General features: G+C 39.5%; 16 protein-coding genes and 3 pseudogenes. 6 read left to right on the top strand and 13 right to left on the bottom strand.

All coding sequences use genetic code 11. The features are described 5' to 3' along the window. Nucleotides 1-4: 4 nt before the first annotated feature. The 12 genes and pseudogenes from D2C78_04410 to D2C78_04355 all read right to left on the bottom strand — a co-directional run bounded on the left by D2C78_04410 (nt 5) and on the right by D2C78_04355 (nt 17,141). Complete coding sequence (locus D2C78_04410) at nt 5-736, bottom strand: Nif3-like dinuclear metal center hexameric protein (protein ID QEF35204.1); 732 nt, start codon at nt 734-736, stop codon at nt 5-7. A 1-nt stretch (nt 737) separates the two neighbouring features. Continuing rightward, a complete protein-coding gene (gene glyQ / locus D2C78_04405) occupies nt 738-1,634 on the bottom strand; it encodes a glycine--tRNA ligase subunit alpha (protein ID QEF35203.1) in 897 nt (298 codons plus the stop codon). Between the two features lie 13 nt (nt 1,635-1,647). After that, nucleotides 1,648-2,585: pseudogene (locus D2C78_04400) on the bottom strand (NAD(P)H-dependent glycerol-3-phosphate dehydrogenase). 238 nt (nt 2,586-2,823) lie between these two features. After that, on the bottom strand, nt 2,824-5,025 hold the full coding sequence (locus D2C78_04395) for an ATPase (GenBank protein ID QEF35202.1): 2,202 nt from the start codon (nt 5,023-5,025) through the stop codon (nt 2,824-2,826). Nucleotides 5,026-5,601: 576 nt separating this feature from the next. Next, nucleotides 5,602-5,643, bottom strand: a pseudogene (locus tag D2C78_04390) (hypothetical protein). 379 nt (nt 5,644-6,022) lie between these two features. Further along, nucleotides 6,023-7,351, bottom strand: a pseudogene (locus tag D2C78_04385) (ATP/GTP-binding protein). 2 nt (nt 7,352-7,353) lie between these two features. Beyond that, on the bottom strand, nt 7,354-9,000 hold the full coding sequence (locus tag D2C78_04380) for a GTPase (GenBank protein ID QEF35201.1): 1,647 nt from the start codon (nt 8,998-9,000) through the stop codon (nt 7,354-7,356). Between the two features lie 320 nt (nt 9,001-9,320). Next, on the bottom strand, nt 9,321-9,602 hold the full coding sequence (locus D2C78_04375; protein ID QEF35200.1) for a DUF3240 domain-containing protein: 282 nt from the start codon (nt 9,600-9,602) through the stop codon (nt 9,321-9,323). A gap of 10 nt (nt 9,603-9,612) precedes the next feature. Continuing rightward, nucleotides 9,613-12,675: an efflux RND transporter permease subunit gene (locus D2C78_04370; GenBank protein ID QEF35199.1), complete on the bottom strand. Its 3,063-nt coding sequence runs from the start codon at nt 12,673-12,675 to the stop codon at nt 9,613-9,615. Beyond that, nucleotides 12,672-13,751 carry a sodium:proton antiporter gene (locus D2C78_04365; protein QEF35198.1) on the bottom strand — a complete coding sequence of 360 codons (1,080 nt, stop codon included), beginning with the start codon at nt 13,749-13,751 and terminating at the stop codon, nt 12,672-12,674. Before D2C78_04365 ends, D2C78_04370 begins: the two co-directional genes overlap by 4 nt. After that, a complete protein-coding gene (locus D2C78_04360; protein ID QEF35815.1) occupies nt 13,748-14,989 on the bottom strand; it encodes a hypothetical protein in 1,242 nt (413 codons plus the stop codon). The genes D2C78_04365 and D2C78_04360 overlap by 4 nt, the downstream gene beginning before the upstream one ends. 46 nt (nt 14,990-15,035) lie before the next feature. After that, nucleotides 15,036-17,141, bottom strand: a complete 2,106-nt coding sequence (locus D2C78_04355) for a glycine--tRNA ligase subunit beta (protein QEF35197.1) — start codon at nt 17,139-17,141, stop codon at nt 15,036-15,038. A 112-nt stretch (nt 17,142-17,253) separates the two neighbouring features. Here D2C78_04355 and D2C78_04350 point away from each other — a divergent pair, with 112 nt between their 5' ends. From D2C78_04350 to gatC, 3 genes are read left to right on the top strand one after another with little or no spacing between them, the layout of a single operon-like run. Continuing rightward, nucleotides 17,254-18,336, top strand: coding sequence for a hypothetical protein (locus D2C78_04350; GenBank protein ID QEF35196.1), 1,083 nt, complete (start codon nt 17,254-17,256; stop codon nt 18,334-18,336). A 12-nt stretch (nt 18,337-18,348) separates the two neighbouring features. After that, nucleotides 18,349-19,824: a 2,3-bisphosphoglycerate-independent phosphoglycerate mutase gene (locus D2C78_04345; GenBank protein ID QEF35195.1), complete on the top strand. Its 1,476-nt coding sequence runs from the start codon at nt 18,349-18,351 to the stop codon at nt 19,822-19,824. 14 nt (nt 19,825-19,838) lie between these two features. Further along, nucleotides 19,839-20,120: an Asp-tRNA(Asn)/Glu-tRNA(Gln) amidotransferase subunit GatC gene (gene gatC, locus D2C78_04340; protein QEF35194.1), complete on the top strand. Its 282-nt coding sequence runs from the start codon at nt 19,839-19,841 to the stop codon at nt 20,118-20,120. A 95-nt stretch (nt 20,121-20,215) separates the two neighbouring features. Here the strand turns inward: gatC and D2C78_04335 are convergent, their stop codons facing one another. Then, nucleotides 20,216-21,535: an adenosylmethionine--8-amino-7-oxononanoate transaminase gene (locus D2C78_04335; GenBank protein QEF35193.1), complete on the bottom strand. Its 1,320-nt coding sequence runs from the start codon at nt 21,533-21,535 to the stop codon at nt 20,216-20,218. 128 nt (nt 21,536-21,663) lie between these two features. On the opposite strand from D2C78_04335, the gene D2C78_04330 reads away from it, so the two are divergent. From D2C78_04330 to ftsZ, 3 genes are all read left to right on the top strand, one after another. After that, nucleotides 21,664-23,127, top strand: coding sequence for a peptidylprolyl isomerase (locus tag D2C78_04330; GenBank protein ID QEF35192.1), 1,464 nt, complete (start codon nt 21,664-21,666; stop codon nt 23,125-23,127). A 15-nt stretch (nt 23,128-23,142) separates the two neighbouring features. Next, nucleotides 23,143-24,624, top strand: coding sequence for a cell division protein FtsA (gene ftsA / locus D2C78_04325; protein QEF35191.1), 1,482 nt, complete (start codon nt 23,143-23,145; stop codon nt 24,622-24,624). A 130-nt stretch (nt 24,625-24,754) separates the two neighbouring features. Further along, on the top strand, nt 24,755-25,912 hold the full coding sequence (gene ftsZ, locus D2C78_04320; protein ID QEF35190.1) for a cell division protein FtsZ: 1,158 nt from the start codon (nt 24,755-24,757) through the stop codon (nt 25,910-25,912). Nucleotides 25,913-26,176 lie beyond the last annotated feature (264 nt).

Here is a 26,176-nt window from a genome sequence, read left to right as displayed (position 1 = left end):
TCCTTTAAATGATTTGCAAGGGGTTTTTAAAATTCTCTATTGTAACCAAATAATTAAAAGAATGCAAAATTTCAGCCACAATCAGTGCAAAACCCCTTTCGCTATAATAATGCGTGGCGTCAATCAAACTTATCCCTAAAGATTGAGCGATCATAGCGTCATGGTATTTCACATCGCCTGTAATTAAACAGCTTTGTGCTTTTAAAGAAGAGAACATGGACGCTCCCGATCCGCACACAAACGCTAAATCTTTAATGATTGGAGAACTTTTGACGCATGCTAATTGTCCCACCCCTAAAGAAGATTTGATTTTTTTCACCAACGCATCAAATTCTATATTAGCGTTTTCTTTCACTAACATAAGGCCTTTTTCCATCAAGCCATCAAACCCTAAAAGCACATGCGCGAAATGCTTGTTTAAATGCGTTTTGTCAAAATTCGTGTGCATGCTGATGACTGAAATGTTTTTTTGGATTAGGATTTTTAAAATATTTCCCGGATAAGACTCATCATTAAGCGTTTTTAAGGGCTTGAAAATTAAAGGGTGGTGCGTGATGATTAAGGCGTTTTGTGGGGCATTTAGAGCGATTTGAAGCGTGATTTCTAAGCATGCGATAATCTGGCTAAACTCGCTATTTTCACTCCCCACATTCAACCCGCTATTATCCCACAATTCTTGGAGTTCAAAAGGCGAAAGGCGATTCAAAACTCCCAACACTTCCTTAACTAACGCCATTTTAAGCCTTTGTTAAAGCGTTTTTTAAACGCTCTTCTCTTTCTTCTTCTTGCTCTTTGTAAAGAAGCGCGCACCCTTTGGCTAAATCCCTGATTTGTAAAATATAATTTTGCCTTTCAGCCACCGAAATCGCTTTTCTAGCGTCTAAAATATTGAAAAAATGCGAGCATAGCATCACAAAATCATAAGCCGGCAAGGGGAGCTTGTTTTTTAAGCAATGCAAGGCTTCGGCTTGAGCGTTTTTAAACATTTCTAACAGCCTTGTTACGCTCGCTATTTCAAAATGATACTTGCTGAATTCGTATTCGCTTTCTAAATGCACTTGCGCATAACGCACGCTGTCATTATCCTTTTTAGCCCATTCAATCTCTAGGATATTTTCCACTTTTTGCACATACATCGCCAATCTTTCTAAGCCGTAAGTGATCTCCACCGGGATAGGGCCACAAGCAATGCCCCCCACTTGCTGGAAATAAGTGAATTGCGTAACCTCCATGCCATCAAGCCACACTTCCCAGCCAAGCCCCCATGCCCCCAAAGTCGGACTCTCCCAATTGTCTTCTACAAATCGTATATCATGCTCATTAAGGTTTATCCCCAACACTTCCAAGCTTTTTAAATAGAGTTCCTGGATATTAGAAGGGCTGGGCTTGATGACGACTTGGAATTGGTAATAACTCCCCAAGCGGTTAGGATTCTCCCCATAGCGCCCATCAGTAGGCCTTCTAGAGGGCGCGACATACGCCACATTCCACGGCTTTTTATCCAAACTCCTTAAAAGCGTGGCCGGATGGAATGTCCCCGCTCCTGCAGGAATATCATAAGGCTGGATCACCAAACAGCCTTGATCTTTCCAATACTCTTGTAATTTTAATAATAAACTTGAAAAATCTTGCATGCTCTCTTTCCTTTTAAGCGCGTCTGATCAAATCGTTCATGCTCTCTAGCACACTCTTACCCTTTAAAAGCAAGGCTAATTCGCTCGCAATAGGCGTATAAATGCCGTATTTTTTAGCGATTTCCACAATGGCGTTGGTCGTTTTCACCCCTTCAGCCACTTCGCCCAATTCTTCTAAAACCACCTCTAAAGGCTTGTTTTGGGCTAGCCCCAAGCCCACACGATAATTCCTAGATAAAATGGAATTAGCGGTTAAAAACAAATCCCCAGCCCCAGAAAGCCCTAAAAAAGTCTCTGTCTTGCCCCCAAAGAACGCCCCAAAGCGTTGCATTTCCACTAAACCACGAGACAATAAACTCGCTTTAGCGCTATTGCCTAATTTCAAGCCATCACAAACCCCCCCGCAATAGCTATCACATTTTTATACGCCCCGGCGATTTCACCCCCTATGATGTCTTGTTGGGCGTAGGCTCTGATAAAAGAGGGGGTTTTATTGGCAAATTCTAGCGCTAAAGCCTGATTATTAGAATGAATGACTAGCGCGCAAGGCAGGCCTTGAATGATTTCAGCCGCAAAACTCGGGCCCGCTAAAAAACACAAAGAATTAGGATCGATAAAATCCTTTGCGATCTCGCTCACAAACGCCCTGTTTAAAACCTCTATCCCTTTAGAAGCGATTAAAACCTTAGCGTTTTTGGGTAAAGAAGCGTTTTGAAACCATTCCCTTAGATGCTGCACGCTAATAGCGATGACATAGAGCGCTGCTTTTAAGCCTCTTTGTAAATCCACTTGCTCTATGGGGGCAGAACCTTTAGAAATCAAAGCGTCATTGAGCTTTTTTAACGGCTCGTTTAAATCCCGCCTTGAAATGATTTTGACTTCATTCTTTTCTCCAAAAGCAAAGGCTAAAGCCCTCCCCCACGCCCCGCCACCAAATACTGCAATTTCCATTAAATTCCTAATCTCATTGATTGTAAAACTCACCATTTTACAATAATAAGTTTAAAATAGCCCTTACATTCAAAACGCTGTCTTTGATTAAAAATAGGGTAGTTTAAAAAATTTTTTAAATTTTAAAAAATGGGATTTTGGTTACTTTACTTTAAACTCATTCTCTTAAGGGGATAGGGGGGTATTTTGAAATAACTCTCCCCCTACAACTAAAAACCCTTTCACGCTCTGATCTAAATCACCGCCGTTTTGTTCTCCTCCACTCCCGCAAATTATTTTGAAGCTTCTCATCGTTTAAAGACTCTTGATAATTTTTTTCATCTCTTTCTTTAAATCTTTTAAGCTCTATTAGGTTTTTTAAAGAATAGTCTAATTGGAAAAAGCTGTCATTATAATCCACTTTCTCTCTATATTCTTGGATTTCTTCTTGGCTCAATTCATACCAATCCAAGCAAAACATCCAATAATCCCTAAAATACAGCGCCATTTTTTTGATTTCTTCAAATTCTCTGTAATTTTCTTCTTCCGGTGTGTTTTTTAAATCTCTCCACTCTCGCAAATCGTTTTGAAGCTCCTCATCGTTTAAGCACTCTTGATAAATTTTCTCATTTGTTTCTTTGTATCCTTTAAGTATCGATAAATTTTTTAAAGAATAGTCTAATTGGAGCAGTTTATTATCATAATCCATGCTATCTCTTTCTTTTTGGATCTCTTCTTCACTCAATTCAAGCAAATCCAAATAAAACAAACTGCGATCCCTAAAATACAGTGCCATTTTTTTGATTTCTTCAAATTCTCGGCGGTTTGTTTCTTCCGGTGTGTTTTTTAAATCCCTCCACTCTCGCAAATCGTTTTGAAGCTCCTCATCGTTTAAGCACTCTTGATAGTCGTTGTCATCTTCTTCTTTAAATTCTCTAATCCTTTGTAGGTTTTTTAAAGAATAATCTAGTTGGAGTAACTCATTGTATTTATCTAAACCATCTCTAATTTCTTGAATCTCTTCTTCACTCAATTCTTCTTCACTCAATTCAAGCAAATCCAAGTAAAACAAATTGCGATCCCTAAAATACAGCGCCATTTTTTTGATTTCTTCAAATTCTCTGTAGTTTTCTTCGTCGTCCTCTTCGTCATCGTTTTGTTCTTTGTATTTTTCAAAAGTGAAAGCGCTCACGCGATCAAAAACCTTATCAATACTTTCCTTAAACAAGCTGATCACTTGGTTGAGTTGCACTAAATTCTCTCTTTTGGTTTTCTCTTGCTCGGAAAATTCTTTTTTGAGCGAATGAATTTTATTAAAGGTAGCATCGTTGAAATCGTCAAAGCCTTCTTGCATCAAATCCAGTTTGACAGAATGCAAAGCCTTTTGGTAGCGTTTGAATTGGTTAGCGTCTTGCTCAATAGCCTTTTCATACATCAAAAGTGCCTCGTATAAATATCCTAAAATTTCGTTTTGTTTCTCGCTCCTTTTATTTAACTTTTTTAAAAATTTCTCAAGCGAGTCAAAAACGGGGCTTTTTTCGCTGAACTCTTTAATTTCTTGATACCTTGTAGTGCTATAAGCGCCAATCCCTAAAAACTCAATGCCATTATCTTTTAAAGTCTCTTTAATTTGTTTAGCGACTTCTTCTTCTAATTGGCTTTTGGTGCGCCTATCAGCCCTACTCAATACGATAAAAACCTGCTTGCCTTCTTCTTCGTATAATTCTTGCAAAAACTCTAAATCATCTTTATGAAGATCCCCACGCTCGCAACTAACAAGCCATAGAATGTGTTTGGCGTGCTTTAGGGATTCTTTAGAGGCTTCTTTATCCCCACCCGTATAGCCTTGATTACCGGGGTTATAGCCAGGCGTGTCTATGAAGCACAAAAATTCAAAAGGCGCGCTAGGAGCGCTTAAGAGCATGAAGGGCATGATTTCTTTCAAATTAAAGCCAAGGGATTTTAAAAACTGATGGTCAAACTTAAGGTGGGGTAATTCCACCATGCCTCCATTTTGAGAAAACCCCATTAAAACTTCTCTTTTACCCTTTAAGCAATAAGTGGGGATAGCTGTAGTGGGATTCATGTGTTCAGGGAGTTTTAATTTCAAACCCAACAAGTTGTTTAAAAAAGTGGATTTGCCCGCGCTAAACCCTCCCCCCACCGCAACGATGGTTTTTTGGAACAAATTAGGGTAGCTCGCCACTAATTGCAATTCTTTTTGGATTTCTTGGAGCATCAGTAACGCTATTTCCTTTTCTTTGAGCGAATCCACGCCGCTAGCGAACTTTAAAAACTCGTTGTCTAAAACGCTCTGGTATTCTTCTAGCCCTTTATTTTCCATTTTAGCGTTTAAAATACGAGCGATTAGATCGTAGCGTTCTTTTAACCCCTCTGTATTGTAGTGGTTTTCAGCTGCGCTATTGTCATTAAAAATGCCCTTAATAAAATTAACGCTCATTAAATCCCCTTTAAAGCCTTGATTTGTTTCTCTAATTGAGCGATGGATTGCACTTTATTTTGCACTTGATTGTGCAAATTTTGCATGTTTTCTTTAAGTTTTTTAAGCGTATCGCTGGCGAAGTTTTGCCTTTCTAAATTCTCTCTTAAACCTTGGATGTAGCCTTTCACATCTTTTTTAGCCTCAGCTTCAAAATCCCTCACATAATTCCCCACGCTTTGTATGAAAGCATTAGCTTTATCGCCTTTTAAATTACCCGTTTTCCCCCTTATCTCGCCAGGAAGCTTATCAGTGTAATCAAACTCTTTAAATTCAATGGAATCTAAAACAGCTATCACGCTTTTTTGGAAAGCCACCTCATCAATCAAATCATCAGAGATGATTTCGCGCAATTGTTTAAAGACTTTAGCGTAGAGTTCTTTTTTGAAAACGACTTTAAAAGAATCAGTGCTGTCATTCAAAGCGCTTTCGCAGCGTTCATGCATCTCTGTTAAATAATCAAGCACCGCTCCGGCTTTAATGGTTGCTCTTGTGCGTTCTACTTCATTATAGCCCCAATCTTTTTCACCAACAATGCTACCAAACCATCTTGCCAAACCTCCCAAACCGCCTTGCTTCACTCTTTCAATATAACGCTCTTCTTCCTCTTCTTCTCTAGAGCGCGTTTTAGCCATTTGGATAGCTTTCTTCAACGTTTCTTCCAAGCCAACTCTGATATTGTTGATGAAATGCAAGATAAATTCTTCATACACTTCCCTAAACTTCATTTCAATGTTACCAGAGAGGTTTTGATAAGTCTTTATTTGCTCTTTGATAGCGCTAATGTCAGCGCTTTTGATCCTCTTTTTTTCATCTTCTAGGTCTTGCAATAACTGCGTGATCAAATTATGGAGGTTGTTCGCTTGGCTCTGTGCATAATCTTGCAATTTTTGAGACATGATTTTTTCTTTCTCTTGGGCGGCTTTTTCTAAACGCTCTTCAATCGCGCCCATGTTGCTTAAAAAGAGTAAGCTTTCTTTAGACTTATCATCGCTACTAAAAGCGTCAGGGTAAGCGTTAGTTAAATTCCGTAATGCATTGTGATACTCTTCTGTTTTGCTTTCCCAAGAAGCTTGGTTGTTGAAATCTTTATACATGCTAAAGCAAACCCCTGAAGCCAAAATGACGCCATTTTTGATTGCTTTTTCAAAAACCTCTCGTTGGTTAGGGTAGTTTTCAATCAACTTTCCCATGATATTATTTAATTGAGACGAAAGGGCTTTTTGCACGTTTTCAAAGGCTGTAGGGAGGTGTTGGTTGGATTTTTCTACCTCACTCATAGAAAGAACGGCGCTGTCGGCTTGGCTTGCCACGAAATAAATTTCTTGAAGGCCTTCTTTATGAGAAACCCTGTCAAACAAACTCATATCGCTATCCGTTAAAAACTGACCAGAAGGGCTTACGATAAACACCACATTGCAATCTTTCAATAAGGCTTTGGTGCGCTCTTCTCTTGAGACAATCGGATCGTTCACTCCTGGGGTGTCAATCACTTCCAAATCTTTAAGATTGGGGTTATTCAAAGAAATTTGCACCGCTTTAGTGTAGGGCATATACTTCCCGTTCGCGCCCACGAATTGGAGCAATTTTTGATTCAGATCTTCTAAGCTGTTGGCTTGAATGCGCGGATCCAATTTTTCCGTGTTGAGCGATCCGCTTTTTTTATTTTTTCGTATTGATCGTGTGATGAAACGAGTTTTGTGTCCTTTTCTAACTCGTTTTTAGCGATCCTTTCAGCCCTTTTCACTATTTCTTCATCGCTTAAAATATTCTCTTTGGGCGCTGCTTCAGGGTTTTTGTTTCTGTTAAACTTGTTGCCAAAACTCTTAAATCTCTCTTTAGCCCTATTTGCCAAACTCTGTTTTTCTTTTTGTCTTTTGACTTCTTCTTCAACAATCCTGTTAAACTCCCTTACATACCTTTCATGTTCGTTTTTAAGCTCTAAAATATCCTTTGGGCTATAAAACTCCACTTCAGCGCTCAGGGTTTTGGCGTATTTTAAAATGGTAAGGCTAGCGGTCATGGGCGTTGCCGCTTTGGGTAAAACCTCTACACCCTCAAAAATCAAAGCGTTTAAGAGCGAGCTTTTGCCCGCTTTCACGCGCCCGATGATGCCGACTTTAAGATCCCTATTTGTATCTTGCAACTCTTTTAGCGTTTTTTCTAACTCTTCGGTTTTGATCACAGCGTTATCGCTGATAAAAGGTCTCGCTTTTTCTTGCAAGCCTTGTTCTTGTAGCGTTTTTTCAATTAAAGCGCTTTTTTTAATGAGTTCTTGCGCGTTCATTATTAATCCTTTAAATATTGTTGTTCTAGATCGCTTAAAGCGTTGATCTTGTTTTCTAAGATTTGTTTTTGAGCTTCTAGATCGTTTAGGTGTTTTTCTTTTTCCTTTTGAGCGAGCGCGATTTCTTGTTTTTTATGTGTGATTTCTAGTTCGCACCGATCTTTTAAACCTTTTAGGGAATTTTCCAAGCATTCATTAAACAAGCCCGGTAAAACTTTTTTAAGCTTGTATTGAACCTCTGGTATCACTTTGACTTCAATCCAATTTTCTAATTTCGCCCGCTCTTTTTCCTCATTTCTAAAGAATGAAGCGATGATATTAGGCAACAAAGTCAATAAATCTTTTAAAAGAGGTTTTAACCCTTGCAAGATCAGCGCGAAAGGTCTTGTAACCGGGTTTTTGGATAGAAACAGGCTTAAGGCGTTGATCCCTAATTCAAGGCTATGCTCTAAATTTACAGAAAAACCGCTAGAAAGCTGCGTGTTGTTCAAGCTTTCAAATTCTGCGCAAAAATCTTTTGAAAAAGAAAGGTTGATCTTTTCAATCTCTAATTTAGCGTTTTTGATCAAGCTTTGTTGCATGATGCTTTCTATTTCGCTATTGAACTCGTTAGGCTTGTTGATTAAAGAGGCTAAATAGGATTTTTGCTCCCTGACCTCTTCTACTACTTTTTTAACCACCGATCCCACAGCCACGCTAGAATATTCTTCTTCTAAATTAGCCCTTAATTTTTCATAGGTTTTTTCAATGTCTTTAACGCTCAAATCCAACGCTTGTATTTCTTCTAAAGCCTTTTCTTTAGAATAATCAAAGCTTTTAATCACGCTTTTTAGGCTGTTTTGTAACTGGGAATTTAAAAACTTCAATCGTTTCAAATACAAAGCGCTAAAAAGCTTTTCAGCGTCTATTTTATCCGCCACCTCTAAAAGAGCGTTATTGTCTTTATTGGAATGGATGAGGCGCGTTGTCAAATCAAGGTGATCCTGGATTTGCTCTTGAATGTAGTGAGAGATTTCTCCCACTTGCGAAGGCGTTCTCAAATTCGTTTTACTCAAAATAAAGCTAAGGCCTTTGTCAAACTCTAAAAGGTTTTTTAATTCCCTAACCATGCGTTTGGTGAGGTTGCCCTCTTCTACGCTTGTGAGAATGACAAAATGCACGCCCCTTTCTAAATATTCCAAAATGGCATGGGTGTGGCTTGAAATGGGGCTATCAAAGCCTGGCATATCCACAAACACCAAAGGCGCGCTATCTTTTAGCGCTTCATTATTCAAATAAACCTTAAGGTAGGAATACTTCGTGGCATTGTCTTTAATCGCCTCAAAACTTTGCTCATTCAGTTCAAAACTCTCTGTTTTTTCATCATTGTTTGAAAAAGCCTCTATGCGTTCGTTAGCGCTATAGTGCAACTCAGTGGCTAAAGAAGTCTCTGGCGTGATACCGGTAGGTAAAACGCTACTGCCTAAAAAGCGGTTTAATAGCGTGCTTTTGCCTGCGCTAAAATTCCCCACAACGGGTATCACAAGCTGTTGTTTTTGAACGCTTGCTAAAAGAGTAGAGCATTCTGTTTTATCGATCTCCACTTCTTTTAAAACTTCTAAAACCTGTTCTAAAAACTCCACGAAATTCGTTTGTGCGCGTAAAATCATTACCAATCCTTTAAAATTAAAAATTAAAATCTAAACAAGACGCAAAAATCCCTAAAATATAGGTTTATATGGGTATGGGTTTATATGGGGGTGAAAAGATAAAACGGCTGACTAGAGAGAGAGAGAGAAAGAAAGCGGATTTTTAAGAATAATAGTCATTACAAACTCCTAGCACCATTTAATGGTGGGTATTATACTTGATTTTTCACAATCAAAACTAAAAAACTCAAAAATATTAAAGAGCTTGATTTTAATCAAGCGATAATCTCTTGGAAAAAAGCGGAAATAAAGGATATTGAAATTCAATAAGGCTTAAACCCTTACAACCCATGCGTTTTGGAATAAAACAATTTCATTTCTTTGGAAGCGAACTGATTTTTTAAGGCTTTTGCTAGAGATAAAGCGATCTCATCGCTTAAAAAAAGCTTGAATTTAGCGTAATCCTTGCGCCCGCTCACCTGCTCTTTTTGGCTTAAAAGCAGCGAAGAAGCGGCGTATTTATAGCATTCCACATAAAAAAAATCATCAAAGCCTTTTTCAAACAAATAATCTATTAAAGCGTCTTTCAAGCAAATATCAATATAAATTTCTAAAGCGAGCATGTGAAATCCCTTAATTGATTTTAATCTTTTTAGCGATGAGCATGAACATGGGCGGTAGTAGGAGTAAGGTTAGAGCGCTTGAGGTGACTAAGCCCCCAAGCACCACGATCGCTAAAGGTTTTTGGACTTCTGATCCCACGCTATGAGAAAATAATAAAGGGAGCAAACCCAAACCGGCAATGCAAGCGGTCATTAAAACCGGCCTCAAACGCCTTTTAGCGCCCAATAAAACGCATTCTTCTACGCTTTTTCCTTGCAAGAGAAGCTCTTTAAAATAGCCTATCATCACCACGCCGTTTAAAACCGCAATCCCAAAAAGAGCGATGAAGCCCACGCTCGCTGGCACGGAAATATACTCCCCTACCGCAAACAACGCAATAAGGCCTCCGGTAACCGCAAAAGGGATATTCAAAAGAATGAGTAAGGCTAAAGGAATGCTTTTAAAAGTGAAAAAGAGGATGAAAAAAATCGCTAAGATGCTTAAAGGGATAACAGTAGAAAGCCTTTTGTTGGCCCGTTGCTGGTTTTCAAACTGCCCCCCATAAGTGATATAGTAGCTAGGAGGGAGTTTGATGTTTTGAGCGATCACTTTTTTAGCCTCTTCTACGAAAGAATTTAAATCGCGCCCCACCACATTACTGCGAACCACGCTCATGCGCCTTGAATTTTCACGCACGATAGAAACAGGGCCATCCACTTCTTCAATCTTAGCGATAGAAGTGATAGGCACTAAAACGCCATATTTGGAAGTCAAGGCTAAACTTTTGATTTTAGTGATAGAGCTTGCAAAATCGCTCTCTTGGCGGATCATCACCGGGGTTCGTGAAATCCCTGTAGGGATCACATCCACGATCAAGCCCTCTAAAGCGGATTTTAAAAACTTGGAAAATTCATCGCTACTGATCCCCACATCCGCCATCGCTTCTTTATTAGGCGTTACATACAAATAATTCACACCCTCATTAAGCGTGGTTAAAACTTCACTAGAGCCTTTAATCCCTTTTAAAGCTTGCGCGATTTGAAAGCTCAATTTATTCAATTCGCCAATATCATCTCCAAAAATCTTAACCGCTAAATCCCCCCTAACCCCTGTAAGCATTTCAGAAATCCGCATTTCAATGGGTTGGGTGAAAGAAAAGTTAATCCCCTTAAAGTCTTTTAAGGAATCTGTGATTTTTTCTAATAATTCATCTTTGGTTTTAACGCTCCATTCTTTTTTAGGGATGAAAGAAATAAAAGTATCGGTTTGATTCAAACCCCCTAAATCCAGCCCCAATTCATCGCTCCCTGTGCGCGCGACAATGCTTTTAACTTCCTTGATGTGCTTTTTAATCGCGCTTTCAATGTTTAACATGAGATCTTTAGATTGATCTAAGGAAATAGAGGGGGTGGTTTCCACGCTCAAAACCACATCGCCCTCATCTAAAGCGGGCATGAAATTCTTCCCCACAAAAGGGAATAAAGAAAGGCTCGCCACTAAAAAAACAAACGCTCCTAAAATCACTTTTTTAGGGTTACGCACAAAAAATTCCAATAAAGGGGCGTAGAATTTGTTTAAAAATCTCGTTAAAAAGGTTTCGCTATGGGGCGTGGCTTTTAAAACAAGAGAGCTCACTACAGGAATGATAGTGATGGATAGAACTAAAGTGCCTAAAAGCGCATACACTATGCTTTGCGCTAAAGGCCTAAACATCTTGCCCTCTAACCCCTGCAAGGTTAAAATCGGCACAAAAAACACAATGATGATCACCACCCCGCTCACCACTGAAACGGCGATTTCTTTGCATGAGCGATAGATCGCATGGAGTTTAGTGGTTTTAGTGTTAGCGCTCAATTTTTCAAAAGCGTTTTCCACCACCACCACGGCTGAGTCAATGAGCATGCCTATAGCGATAATCAACCCCCCCAAACTCATCAAGTTCAAAGTCAAATTATTGAGCTTGATAAAAATAAACGCCACGGACAAGCTTAAAGGTAAAATCACCCCCACAGCCACGCTCGCCCTCAAATTCCCTAAAAATAAAAAGAGCGTGATGATGATTAAAACAACGGCTTCAATGAGCGTTTTAGAAACGGTGGCAATGGCTTTTTGCGTGAATTCTGAGCGATCATAAAAAACATTAATGGAAACGCCGCTCGGTAAAAAGGGTTTTAATTCTTCTAGTTTTTGATACACTTGAGTGATGATTTCTTTGGTGTTAGCGTCTTTTAAAGAAAGCACTAAGCCTTCTGTGGTCTCGCCCGTGCCATCTTTAGTGACAAACCCTAAGCGGGTGCGAGACTGGCTGATGACTTTCGCAAAATCCTTAATGTGCAAATGCCCTAAATTCGTGGAAACGGTGATTTTGCCAATGTCTTCTAAACTCAAAGAAGCGGTTTGGATTTTGACTAAAAAGGTTTCGCCATCTCTATCCACGCGCCCCGCTCCGCTGTTTCTTAAATTCACTCTCACAGCCGATTCTAAATCAGAAATACTCACTCCAAGTCTCGCCATGTCATTAAAATCCGGCACAATCACAAACGCCCTGCTAAAGCCTCCAATGGAATTGACATCTGCTACGCCGCTAATCATTCTTAATTGCGGGCGGATCACAAAGTCTAAAAGCTGTCGTTTTTCTATCTCAGTGATGTTGCCATCAATGGTGAACATAAAGATGTCCGATAAGGGCGTAACAATGGGCGCCATGCCCCCTTCAACCCCAACGGGTAAATCTTTCATCACGCTGCTCAAGCGTTCATTAACAATATTTCTCGCTAAATAAATATCCACGCTGTCATCAAAATCTATCGTGATGTCTGAAATAGAATATTTTGAAACGCTCCTTAAAGATTTTTGCCCCTTTAAGCCTAAAAGCTCTAGTTCTAAAGGGCGCACGATGTTATTTTCCATTTCTTCAGGGCTAGAGCCGGGGAGTTTTAAAATGATTTTAACTTGAGTGGGCGAAATATCCGGGAAAGCGTCCACTGGAGTGTGGATAAAACTATAAGTCCCAAAAAACAAAATAAGAATTGCGCCAACAATCACGATCACTCTTTGGCGTAAGGAAAATTCAATAATGGAAGCGAGCATTATTCCTCCCCTAAATTGTTGATCATGCCTTTTAACCCTATCAATGACCCCACTGCCACGCTGTCATTGGGGTGTAAATTTTGAGCGCTCACGATAAAAATCTTGCTGCGCTCTTCTAAAACTTGAACCGCCACAGGCCTAAAACCTTTAGGCGTCCTCACAAACACCAGGTAATCTTTCCCATTCCTGATTAAAGCGTTTGAAGGGATTAAAACGGAGTCTTTAGGTTGAGAGCCTTGAATATACATTTCTACCATTTCCCCCACATGGTAATTGCCCTCATCTAATAAAGCGGTGGCTAAAATCGTGTTAGAGCCTTTGTCTAAAACCACCGAAACGCTTTGGATCTTCCCGATTTTTTCCCCCTCTTCATTATAGACTGGCGAATCCCTTTTAATGGTTTTAGAAACGCCTACAGGCAATTTGATTTGAGCGATCAAATCATCGCTTTTTGAAATACGCACGTAGCTAGTGAAAGCCAGAATCTTCTCGCCCACATTTTTAGGCGCTAACGCTAAAAGACCGCCATCTCTAGCCACAATCCTAAAACCATACTGCCCTTTAGGGTTTTTGGGATCCACGCCAAAGCTTTTAAACGCGCTCTCTAATTGTTCCACCTTTAAGCCCATTTCTTCACTGGTTAGAAAGCTCGTTTGATACTCTCTTTTAGGAATGACACCGGCCCTATAAAGCTCTAAATCTTTTTTAGTAATATCTTTAGCGATTTTTAATTTATTTTGGTTGTTTTGCAATTCAAAATACAAATTGCTCAAATCAATAGAGCTCACTTCACAGATCGCATCTCCAGCCTTCACCTGCTCGCCCTCTCTTTTATAAACAGCGACCACAGACGCATCAAAACTCAAACTCTGCACCACAGAGCTTTTACTATCAAAATCAATATAAGCGTTAAAAGGAAGCCCTTTACTAAAAATCTCTTTATCTAATTTAATCACCTTTAACCCCATGGGTTGCAAGTTTTTTTCTTCTAAAACAATTTCTGGATACTCTTTGGCTTCCAAAAAAACACCCATTGAAAAAACGCCCATTAACATAAGCCACCATAACGCCCGCTTCAATGCAATTCTCCTAATCTGGTCAAGCTCTCCCCTAAAGTCTCTTCTAAAAGCGCGCTAATATCAATGTATTCAATCTTGGCTTCCGCTAGAGTGATGAGAGCGTCCATGTAAGAATTTTGATAAATCAAGTATTCAAAAAGCCCGATTTTTTGGGCTTCATAAGCGATGCGCCCCATTTCCATCAAACGCTTCTTATTGGCAATGGCTTCTTTTTGGGTTTCAATGTATGCTTCTTTGGTTTTGAGCTGGTTTAAGTAGGAATTGGCGTTGATTCTAATGTTTCGTTTCATCACTTCATTTTGCGCGAGCGTCCCGCTTTGCAAATCCAAGAATTTACGCTTTTGATAGATGTTTTTAGGCGTTACCGGTAAAGGGATATGCACTTCTATAGAAAGATTGGTTGAAGAGTTATAGCTTTCAGAGCCAATCCCAAATTCAAATGCATTAAACACGTCTCTATTAGCCAATTTCGCATTCACTTGATAATCTTTAGCCGTTAGATCCAAAATATCCACATACAACGAGCGATCCAATTTAAACTTTAAAGCTTCAGGTTCTAATCGCACGTATTCAAAATCCAAACCGATCACCTTGACGTCATGCAAATGGTCTAAATAAGTGTCAAAATGCGCCCCCTCTTTGACCGGCTCCACAATCGCAAGCATCGTGTCTAGCATTTTTTCTAAATCTATGAGTTTGGTTTCCACATTGGTTTTAGCGAGTTTGGATTCCAAATAAGAATTATTGAAGTTGATATAATCCTTTTCGCTCATGCTGCCGGCTTTGACTTTTTCTTTAGCGATTTTGAGCTGCGAATAAAAGTTCGCTTCCCGCTGCGCATACACCTGATACTTTTCTTTAGTCATCACATAAGTCAAATATAAGCGTTTAGCGCCAATAAAAGCGAGATTTTTATTCAATTGATAGCTTTTATCGTATTGAATGGTTTTAATAGAAAGGCTTTTGGATAAAAGCGAGCTCACCCATGGGAGCTTGGGCCTTACCATTAAAAGGGTTCTGGGCTGCGCTTCTACAATGCCTTGGAAGTTTTTCACCATAGAAGTTTCATTATAAATATAGGGGAAATCCCAAGCGTTCACGGAGCGTTGCTCATTCAAACGGCTTTTAAAATCGGCTTTTTTACCGATCAGCTCCATAGAGTTGGTTTCTACTTCTTTAAAAAACTCTTGTAGGGTAAAGGTTTTCGCGCTAAGCATGCCCACACTCAACATGCTTATAAGAGAAACGACCCCTAAAAAACGCTGGACTTTGCGTTTGATAGCATTAAATCGCAATTTCTTTAATATCCCCAATTTCTAAGAAACTTTGATACACGCCCCACAAGAAATTTTTACGATTTTTTTGGATTTCTATATCTTTATCCATCACTAACACGCTTTTAAAATACTCTTCTAAAGGCGCATGCAAACTGAAATAAGCTTCTATTTTGCTATCCAAACTCTCAAAAGCGCTCGTTTTGATCGCATTGAACGCTTCAAAAAGGGCATGCTCTTCTGGTTCTTTGAAAAGACTCGTAGAAAACCCGCTTGATTCGTTAAGGTTTCTGTCTTTATTGATATTGGCTAAGCGTTTGAAAGCGCTAAAAAGCAACTCTTTTTTTTGAGCGTTTTTAGGATCGTCTAAAAAGCGTTTTAAGGCCTTGACTTTTTGAATGATTTTAACGATGTCTCGCTCGTTGGTGTTTAACACGCTCCTTATGATAGAGGGGTTGCAATCTATTAGATTATTAAAGCGCTCCAGTAAAAACTTTTCTAAAATTTCTAAATCAAAGCTTTGATAAACGGCCACTTTTTCAAAGAGATTTTTCAAATCCGCTTTCAAATCAAATTCTAACCCGTAATGCGCGATGATTTTCAATAGCCCAAAACTCAAGCGCCTCAAAGCAAAAGGATCTTTAGATCCGCTAGGGATTTTACCCACGCTAAAAAGAGAAAACAGGCTGTCTATTTTCAAGCTCAAAGCCACGATTGAACTGAAAACGCTAGAGGGCAAGGGAGCGTTTTCGCTTGCGGGCAAATACTGTTCTTTCACACTCAAAGCGACCAATTCGTTTTCGTTTTGTTTTAAAGCGTAGTAATAGCCCATGATCCCTTGAAGCTCGCTAAATTCATACACCACTTCACTGAGTAAATCCGCTTTAGCGATCTGAACGGCTCTTTTAACCAACTCAAGGGCTTTTTCTAAAGGCATGTTTAAAGATGAAAGGTATTTTTGCGTCAAGCATTGAGCGATGATTGATTCTCGCTCCATTTTATCTTTTAAAGTCCCTAAACCTTGCACAAAAACCACGCTCTCTAAAGGGGCATTATCTAAGGGCTTTTTGAGATCGTTTTCATAAAAGAAAACCGCATCGCTCAAACGGGCTTTTAAAACCTTTTGATTGCCTAAAATGATTTTTTGCTTGTCTTTATTGATAGCGTTACTCACCACAATAAAGCCGTTGTGCAATGTTGGGCTTTCTTCTTGGCTTTTTTGACTAAAGACCGCAAAATAGCGCTGGTTTTCTTTCATGGAAGTGATGATGATTTCACTGGGTAATTTTAAAAACGCCTTGTCAAACTCCCCTAAAAGCGCGCTGGGGTATTCTGTGATCGCTACAACTTCATCTAATAGATCCCTATCTATTTCCACGATGATGTGGTGCTTTGTTTCTAGCTCTTTAATTTCTTGTAAGATTTTAGCTTCGCGCTTTTTAGGGTCTAAAATGACATGGTTTTTTTCTAAAACTTCAAAATACGCTTTAGGGCTATCCACTTCAATAAAATCAAAACCCTCTTGTCGGTGCACTTTGGTGGCTTGCTTGGTTTTAAAGCCATACTCTTTGACTTCAATACCGTTAAAATCTTCCCCATTAAACAACACGCAAATATTATGAATAGGTCTGATAAAGCTTTTTTCCACATTGCCCCAACGCATAGACTTCCCGAAATTCAAACCCTCTAAAAACTCTAACACAATGGGCATGATTAAATCTTTTGTAGGCTCTTTTTCATGGATTTTAGCATGATAAAGCACCTCTTTATTGTTTTTAAACGCTGTTTGGAAATGCTTGGGATCCTTTAGTCCTAATTTTTGATAAAACCCTAAACCTAGAGCGTTCAACCCCTGCGTTTTATCTTGATGATTGCATGCGATTTTAACGGGAGGTCCAAAAAATTCCTCTTTAGTTTCTTGGGTTAAAAGAGGAAAGTCTTTGATAAACAAACACAAGCGCCTAGGGGTGTAAAAAACCTCTATAGTTCCCACTTCTAAAGCGCGTTTTTGAAAAAGAGCGTGGAGTTTTTTAGGCATTTGTTTATATTCATTCAATAACGCTTGTGCGGGCAATTCTTCAACTAAAATCTCTACTAACAATTCATCTGAATGCAAAATCTCAATTCTCCCTAAAAAACAAAATCACTTTTAAGACTAAATCATGTTAGAATTATACTTGAATTTATTTTTAGTTTAGTTTATTTTTTAAATACAAAAGGTAGGCGTTTTGAAACATTTAACCCCACTCACTCACACCCTTTTTAAAGCCTTATGGCTAGGCACAGCCTTAAGTGCATCTTTAAGCTTAGTTGCAGCAGAAAGCCCCACTAAAACAGAGCCTAAGCCCGCTAAGGGGGTTAAAAACAAACCCAAATCGCCCGTTACTAAAGTCATGATGACCAATTGCGACAACCTTAAAGACTTTAACGCTAAGCAAAAAGAAGTCTTAAAAGCCGCCTATCAATTCGGCTCTAAAGAAAATTTAGGCTATGAAATGGCAGGCATTGCATGGAAAGAATCATGTGCAGGGGTTTATAAAATCAATTTTTCGGATCCGAGCGCGGGCGTGTATCATTCTTATATCCCAAGCGTTCTAAAAAGCTATGGGCATAATGATAGCCCCTTTTTGCGTAATGTGATGGGGGAATTGCTCATTAAAGACGATGCGTTTGCTTCTGAAGTGGCTTTAAAAGAGTTGCTCTATTGGAAAACACGCTACCATGACAATCTAAAAGACATGATTAAATCTTACAACAAGGGCAGTCGTTGGGAAAAAAACGAGAAGTCTAACGCTGATGCTGAAAAATATTACGAAGAGATACAAGACAGGATCAGGCGTTTGAAAGAATCTAAAATCTTTGATTCGCAGTCTAGTAATGACCAAGAATTGCAAAAAAGCGCTAATAGCAACCTAGATTTAGACCCTATCGGCAACGCCATGCCCCAAACTTTAGCCGCCCAAAAATCTCAAATAGAAAAATCTCAAATAGAGGAAACTCAAACGCAAAAATCTCAAGAAATGAAAGAGGCAGCTAGCGAGCAAGCCATTAAGAAGCCGCTAGAAAAAGAAAAAGATAAACCCATGTATTTCGCTCAAATCAACAGCACTGATTTCGCGCCCGCTAAAAAAAGCCCAAAAAAACCGGCTAAAGCGAGTCCAAAACGCTCCTCTAAAAATAATATCAGCGTTAAAAACAACACCAAAACCGCTTCTAAAAATTCCAAAAATAAAGAAATGTGCAAAAATTGCTCTCCAGGGCAAAGGAATGCGATTTTAGCTAACCACATCACTCTCATGCAAGAGCTTTAAAAAGTCCTAAAAATGGCGCAAAAAACTCTTTTGATTATCACTGATGGCATTGGGTATCGTAAAGATAGCGATCATAACGCTTTCTTCCATGCCAAAAAACCCACTTATAATTTGATGTTTAAAACCTTGCCTTATAGCCTGATTGATACGCATGGCTTGAGCGTGGGCTTACCTAAGGGGCAAATGGGAAATTCTGAAGTGGGGCATATGTGCATTGGGGCTGGTAGGGTGCTGTATCAGGATTTAGTCAAAATTTCTTTAAGCCTTCAAAACGATGGATTAAAAAACAACCCCGCTTTTTTAAACACGATCCAAAAAAGCCCTGTGGTGCATCTTATGGGTTTGATGAGCGATGGGGGCGTGCATTCACACATTGAGCATTTTATCGCTCTGGCTTTAGAGTGTGAAAAATCCCATAAAAAAGTCTGTCTGCATTTAATCACCGATGGGCGCGATGTCGCTCCTAAAAGCGCTTTAACTTATTTAAAACAAATGCAAAATATCTGCAATGAAAACATTCAAATCGCTACCATAGGTGGCCGTTTTTATGCGATGGATAGGGATAAGCGCTTTGAAAGGATTGAACTTGCATATCATAGCTTAATGGGGCTTAACCACACGCCTTTAAGCCCTAGCGAATATATCCAAAGCCAATACGATAAAAATATCACCGATGAATTTATCATGCCCGCTTGTTTTAAAGATTATTGCGGCATGCAAGATGGTGAAAGCTTCATTTTTATCAATTTCAGGAACGATAGGGCTAGAGAAATCGTGAGCGCTTTAGGCCAAAAGGAATTTAGCGGCTTTAAGCGCCAAGCTTTTAAAAAACTCCATATCGCTACCATGACGCCTTATGACAACACTTTCCCCTACCCTGTTTTATTCCCTAAAGAAAGCGTTCAAAACACGCTCGCTGAAGTGGTGTCTCAACACAACCTGACCCAAAGCCATATCGCTGAGACTGAAAAATACGCGCATGTAACCTTTTTCATCAATGGCGGAGTGGAGACGCCTTTTAAAAATGAAAACCGAGTGCTTATCCAAAGCCCTAAAGTTACCACTTATGATTTAAAGCCTGAAATGAGCGCTAAAGAAGTAACCCTTGCGGTGTTAGAGCAAATGAAACTAGGCACGGATTTGATCATTGTGAATTTTGCCAATGGCGACATGGTGGGGCATACAGGGAATTTTGAAGCGAGTATTAAAGCGGTAGAAGCAGTGGATGCATGCTTAGGGGAAATCCTTTCACTGGCTAAAGAATTGGATTACGCCATGCTTTTAACCAGCGATCATGGGAATTGCGAGCGCATGAAAGATGAAAACCAAAACCCCTTAACCAACCACACCGCTGGGAGCGTGTATTGCTTTATTTTAGGAGATGGAGTCAAATCCATTAAAAACGGAGCCTTAAACAATATCGCTAGCAGCGTGTTAAAACTCATGGGCCTTAAAGCCCCAGCAACGATGGACGAACCCCTATTTTAAACTAAAGGAAAAGAATGCAAATTGATGACACATTATTGCAACGCTTGGAAAAATTGAGCATGTTAGAGATTAAAGACGAGCATAAAGAGAGCGTTAAAGGCCATCTAGCGGAGGTTTTAGGCTTTGTAGAAAACATCTTCGCTTTAGAAACTCATGCACTAAAAACGGATACAGAGCTATGCACCCCCTTAAGAGAAGACGAACCTAAAAGCCAACCTAACATCGCCAAAGAGATTTTAAGCCACAACAAACACAGCCAAGATCATTACTTCGTTGTGCCTAAAATCATTGAATAGGTTTGATTGAATAGGCTTAATATCAAGTGAAAAGCTTGATTTTTAAAATCAAAGAGAAAAAGAGGCTATCGCTTGACTAAAATTCAAGCTCTTTACTATTTGTTTTCAGCCTTTTTTAATTCATCAATCGCTTCCACTAACCCCGCAACCGCCTTTGTGATTTCTTCATGCGTGATAATATAAGGGGGCATGAGATAGATCGTGTTGTTTAAAGGGCGTAATAACAAGCCTTTTTTTAGAGCTTTTTTAAAAACCGCCAAACTCAAACGCTCTTTGGTTTGAAGAAAAACTTCAAAGGCAAAGACCATGCCCAAATGCCTTAAGTTAGACACCACTTGCTGCTCTATCAAGGGTTTTAACGCGTTTTGGAGCGTTCTAAAAATAAACTCGCTTAAAGCCTTGTTTTTTTCAATAACATTTTCTTTTTCAAAAATATCCAGCGTGGCGTTCGCGCATGCGCATGCCAGGGCGTTTCCTGTGTAGCTGTGCGAATGCAAAAACGCTTTATTTTCTTCATAAGGGGCGTAAAATTGGTTATAGATTTCATTGCGGGTTAATAGCGCGCTTAAAGGCAAATACCCCCCACTAATCCCCTTAGACAAGCATAAAAAATCAGGCTCAATCTCGCATTGCTCATAAGCAAACATGCTCCCTGTGCGCCCAAACCCGGTAGCGATTTCATCAAAAATAATGTGGATATTTTTTTGCTTGCACAACAAAACGGCTTGTTTTAAATACTTCGCGCTATAAATATGCATATTCCCTGCGCATTGCAAAAGAGGTTCTGCAATGAAGGCGCAAATTTCTTCATGATGCTTGTCTAACAAACGCTTTAAAGCGTTCAAACTATTTTCTATTTCATTGTCGTTTTTAGGCACGGGCGTGGTGAGATTCTTGAGCAATAAAGGGGTGTAAGTGTCTTTATAAAGTTTCACATCGCCCACGCTTAACGCTCCCAAAGTCTCGCCATGATAGGAATTAGAAAGCGATAAAAAAAGCTTTTTAGGGCGTGTTTGATTCTTTAAAAAATGGGCGTGATAGCTCATTTTCAAAGCGATTTCAACACAAGATGAGCCGTTATCCGCATAAAAGCATTTGTCCATATGAGTGAGCTGGCAAAGCCTTTGAGAGAGCGTGATAATGGGCTTATGGCTAAAAGAAGCCAAAAGGACATGCTCTAGATCATCAATTTGATTTTTAAGCTGCTGGCTGATGTAGGCGTTATTATGCCCAAAAAGATTCACCCACCATGAGCTGATCAAATCCATGTAAGCGTTATCATTAAAATCATAGAGGTAAATCCCTTGAGCCTTTTTAATGGGGATAATGGGGAAATTTTGATGCTCTTGCATTTGCGAGCAAGGGTGCCAAAGATACTCCAAATCCAAAGCGGCTAAATTTTCTTGAAAATTCATGTTAAAAACTCTCTATAATAAGGATAATTTTAATAACCTTTGGTTAAAATAAGGTTATTTGATTTTACTATAAGGTTGTTTAAACCTGAATTTCACATTTTTGATTTTTTAAAGGGATTAGAGTTCTTATGATTGAATGGATGCAAAATCATAGAAAGTATTTAGTGGTTACAATATGGATAAGCACGATCGCTTTTATTGCCGCCGGAATGATAGGTTGGGGGCAATACAGCTTTTCTTTAGATAGCGATAGCGCTGCCAAAGTGGGACAGATTAAGATTTCTCAAGAAGAATTAGCCCAAGAATACCGCCGCCTTAAAGACGCATATGCTGAGTCTATCCCTGATTTTAAAGAACTCACTGAAGATCAAATCAAAGCCATGCATTTAGAAAAAAGCGCTCTAGATTCGCTCATCAATCAAGCCTTATTGAGGAATCTCGCTTTAGATTTAGGGCTTGGCGCTACAAAGCGAGAAGTGGCCAAAGAGATCAGAAAAACGAGCGTTTTTCAAAAAGATGGCGTTTTTGATGAAGAATTGTATAAGAATATCTTAAAGCAAAGCCATTACCGCCCTAAACACTTTGAAGAAAGCGTTGAAAGGCTTTTAATCCTTCAAAAAATCAGCGCTCTCTTCCCCAAAACCACTACCCCTTTGGAGCAATCCAGCCTATCGCTTTGGGCAAAATTGCAAGACAAATTAGACATTCTTATCCTAAACCCTAATGATGTTAAAATCTCTCTTAATGAAGAAGAGATGAAAAAATATTACGAGTCTCATAAAAAGGATTTTAAAAAGCCCACAAGCTTTAAAACACGCTCTTTATATTTTGACGCTAGTTTGGAAAAACCTGATTTGAAAGAGTTGGAGGAATACTACCATAAAAACAAGGTGTCTTATTTGGACAAAGAGGGGAAATTGCAGGATTTTAAAAGCGTTCAAGAGCAAGTCAAGCATGATTTAAGCATGCAAAAAGCGAATGAAAAAGCCTTAAGGAGCTATATCGCTCTAAAAAAAGCGAACGCGCAAAACTACACCACACAAGATTTTGAAGAGAACAACTCCCCCTATACTGCTGAAATCACGCAAAAACTCACCGCTCTCAAACCCCTTGAAATCCTAAAACCAGAGCCTTTTAAAGATGGTTTTATTGTGGTGCAACTCATCTCTCAAATTAAAGACGAATTGCAGAATTTTAATGAAGCTAAAAGCGCTCTTAAAACCCGCCTAACTCAAGAAAAAACCCTTATGGCGTTGCAAGCTTTAGCTAAAGAAAAGCTTAAGGATTTTAAAGGCAAAAGCGTGGGCTATGTAAGCCCTAATTTTGGAGGCACTATTAGCGAACTTAACCAAGAAGAAAGCGCTAAGTTTATCAACACCCTTTTTAACCGCCAAGAAAAAAAGGGGTTTATTACTATTGGTAATAAAGTGGTGCTTTATCAAATCACAGAACAAAATTTCAACCACTCCTTTAGTGCAGAAGAAAGCCAGTATATGCAGCGTTTAGTCAATAACACTAAAACGGATTTTTTTGATAAAGCGTTGATAGAAGAATTGAAAAAACGCTATAAGATAGTCAAATACATTCAATAAATGCAAGGGGAAATCATGGAACATAAAGAAATCGTTATAGGGGTTGATATAGGCTCTAGAAAGATTTGCGCGATAGTGGCTGAATTTAAAGAAGGGATTTTGCGCATCATTGGCACAGCCCATCAAGACTCCAAAGAAATCAATTCAAAAGCCATTAAAAGAGGGCGTATCAATAGCCTTGCTCACGCTTCTAACGCCATTAAAGAAGTGATCAATAGCGCTAAAAAAATGGCGGGTTTGAACGCTGATGAAGACAGGAATAACCCCATTTCCTCCTTTAGGGAATCGTATTACCCTAAAACTAAAGCGATTGTTTCTTTTTCTGGGGCTTATACTGAAAGCATTAGAGATATCACCGGTGTGGCTAGCACTAAAGACAATGTGGTTACTATAGATGAAATCAATCGCGCTATCAATAACGCATGCGCTAAAGCAGGCTTGGATAACGATAAACATATTTTGCATGCTCTCCCCTATCGCTTCACTTTAGACAAACAAGAAGTGAATGACCCCTTAGGGATGAGCGGGACTCGCTTAGAAGTCTTTATCCATATTGTCTATACAGAAAAAAACAACATTGAAAATTTAGAAAAAATCATGATCCAATCTGGAGTAGAGATTGAAAACATCGTGATCAATTCTTATGCAGCCTCGATTGCCACCTTGTCTAATGATGAAAGGGAATTGGGCGTGGCTTGCGTGGATATGGGCGGAGAGACATGCAACCTTACGATTTATAGCGGCAATTCCATACGCTATAACAAATACTTACCCGTAGGCTCTCACCATTTAACCACGGATTTATCGCACATGCTCAACACCCCATTCCCTTACGCTGAAGAAGTTAAGATCAAATACGGGGATCTTTCTTTTGAAGGCGGAGAAGAAACGCCCTCTCAAAATGTCCAAATCCCTACCACCGGCTCTGATGGTCATGAAAGCCATATTGTGCCGCTCAGTGAAATCCAAACTATCATGAGGGAAAGGGCTTTAGAAACTTTTAAAATCATCCACAGGAGCATTCAGGATAGCGGCTTAGAAGAGCATTTGGGCGGGGGCGTTGTGTTAACCGGTGGGATGGCTTTAATGAAAGGGATCAAAGAACTAGCCAGAACCCATTTCACTAATTACCCGGTGCGTTTGGCGGCCCCTGTGGAAAAATACAATATCATGGGCATGTTTGAAGACTTGAAAGATCCTCGCTTTTCAGTCGTGGTTGGCTTGATTTTATACAAAGCAGGGGGGCATACCAATTATGAAAGAGACTCTAAAGGGGTTATCCGCTACCATGAAAGCGATGATTACACAAGAACAGCCCACCAATCAAGCCCTGCCCCCCATATCCATTCATCGCCTACAGAAAGGAATTTGAGCGATTTAAAAGCCTCTAGCACTCCTTTAAACACCGCTAAAAACGATGACTTCTTACCCATAAAAACCACCGAACAAAAAGGTTTTTTTAAAAGTTTCCTTGATAAGATTTCCAAACTCTTTTAAGATACAGCCATTTCTTTATGCGATAAAAACGCCTTGATAGTTATCAAAAGCTAGAAAACATGGTATAATTCTCTAGCTATTTATCAAAGTTTAAGATTTGCAAAAATCGTATCTCAAGGGGAATGTGGCTATGGTTCATCAATCAGAGATGGAAAATTATAATATTGGTCAAGCGGATATTGAAGAAGTAAGCGATCCAGCTTATAAAGGGGCTAAGATTGTCGTCATCGGTGTTGGAGGTGGGGGGTCTAACATGATTAAACACCTGGTTGAATACGGCGTGCATCAAGATGTTACCCCCATTGCAACGAACACTGATGGCCAACATCTCAAAAACAATCCCGCTCCGGTTAAAATCCTTTTAGGCAAAGAGTCTACTGGAGGTTTAGGCGCTGGAGGGGTTCCTGATATTGGTAGGAAAGCCGCTGAAGAAAGCGCTAATGAAATTAGAGAAGCGATTAAGGACGCCAAATTAGTCATTGTCTCTACAGGGCTTGGAGGAGGGACTGGGACTGGAGCCACCCCTACTATCGTTAAAATCGCAAAAGAAGTGGGAGCGCTCACGATTGCTATCGTTACCAAGCCTTTCAAATACGAAGGGTCTCAAAAAAGCAAGAAAGCCGAAGAGGGGTTAAAGGAGTTGGAGCAATCTAGCGATTCTATTTTGGTTATCCCTAATGATAAAATTCTTTTGACCATGAAAAAAAACGCCAGCACCAAAGAATGCTACAAGGAAGTTGATGATGTCTTGGTTAGGGCTGTGAGCGGCATTTCTACGATCATCACTAAACCCGGTGATATTAATGTTGATTTTTCCGATTTAAAAAGCGCTCTTGGTTTTAAAGGCTTTGCGTTAATGGGTATTGGTGAGGCCACTGGCGAAGAATCCGCTAAATTAGCGGTGGAAAATGCGATCCAATCGCCTCTTCTTGATGACGCTTCTATTGATGGGGCTAAGAGCATTATTGTCTTTTTTGAGCACCACCCTGATTACCCTATGTATGCTTATTCTCAAGCTTGCATATCTATTCAAGAACGAGCCAATCAAGATGTTGATGTTAAGTTTGGCCAACACACGAGCGAGAGTATCCCCATTGATCATGTACGCGTTACTATCATTGCAACCGGTGCTGAAAGAAACAGCGGTGGAGCGGGTTTGGAATCTATCGCTACGCCCTCTCAGCCTGTGGTGAAACAAACAAGAAAAGTGGGTAATAGCGATTTTTTAAGAATCCCCACTGAAGAAGAACTATCCACACCCACAGCCATAAGGATCCAGCAAGATTGATTGCAGATCTCGCTTTCCCCCCTATTTTTATAGGGTCATAATAAAGCGGTTTGTTGGGTTTGCTCTCATTTATTTTTTTAGAATAAAATTAAGAAGCTTTGATTTTAAAACTTTGATTTTTCGTTATGCTGATTTTTAGAGCGTTTAGAGAGATTTTAAAGTGCTTAAAGGGGAATATCCCAAAGCACCCCCTAGTCAATAAAACGCTAGAAACTCATTTGGCAAAAATCAAGGGCTTTGTTTTTCATGCTTGCATAAATTCAT

Source organism: Helicobacter pylori (assembly GCA_008032935.1).
Lineage (GTDB): Bacteria > Campylobacterota > Campylobacteria > Campylobacterales > Helicobacteraceae > Helicobacter > Helicobacter pylori_CX.
Note: the sequence above shows the minus strand (reverse complement) of the source record. Positions and strands in the feature narration are given on the sequence as shown.

Bases quoted from the DNA above. Each gene is read 5' to 3' on its own strand.
- D2C78_04410 (QEF35204.1), bottom strand. From the start codon at position 736: ATGGCGTTAGTTAAGGAAGTGTTGGGAGTTTTGAATCGCCTTTCGCCT.
- glyQ (QEF35203.1), bottom strand. From the start codon at position 1,634: ATGCAAGATTTTTCAAGTTTATTATTAAAATTACAAGAGTATTGGAAA.
- D2C78_04395 (QEF35202.1), bottom strand. From the start codon at position 5,025: ATGAGCGTTAATTTTATTAAGGGCATTTTTAATGACAATAGCGCAGCT.
- D2C78_04380 (QEF35201.1), bottom strand. From the start codon at position 9,000: ATGATTTTACGCGCACAAACGAATTTCGTGGAGTTTTTAGAACAGGTT.
- D2C78_04375 (QEF35200.1), bottom strand. From the start codon at position 9,602: ATGCTCGCTTTAGAAATTTATATTGATATTTGCTTGAAAGACGCTTTA.
- D2C78_04345 (QEF35195.1), top strand. From the start codon at position 18,349: ATGGCGCAAAAAACTCTTTTGATTATCACTGATGGCATTGGGTATCGT.
- gatC (QEF35194.1), top strand. From the start codon at position 19,839: ATGCAAATTGATGACACATTATTGCAACGCTTGGAAAAATTGAGCATG.
- D2C78_04335 (QEF35193.1), bottom strand. From the start codon at position 21,535: ATGAATTTTCAAGAAAATTTAGCCGCTTTGGATTTGGAGTATCTTTGG.
- D2C78_04330 (QEF35192.1), top strand. From the start codon at position 21,664: ATGATTGAATGGATGCAAAATCATAGAAAGTATTTAGTGGTTACAATA.
- ftsA (QEF35191.1), top strand. From the start codon at position 23,143: ATGGAACATAAAGAAATCGTTATAGGGGTTGATATAGGCTCTAGAAAG.
- ftsZ (QEF35190.1), top strand. From the start codon at position 24,755: ATGGTTCATCAATCAGAGATGGAAAATTATAATATTGGTCAAGCGGAT.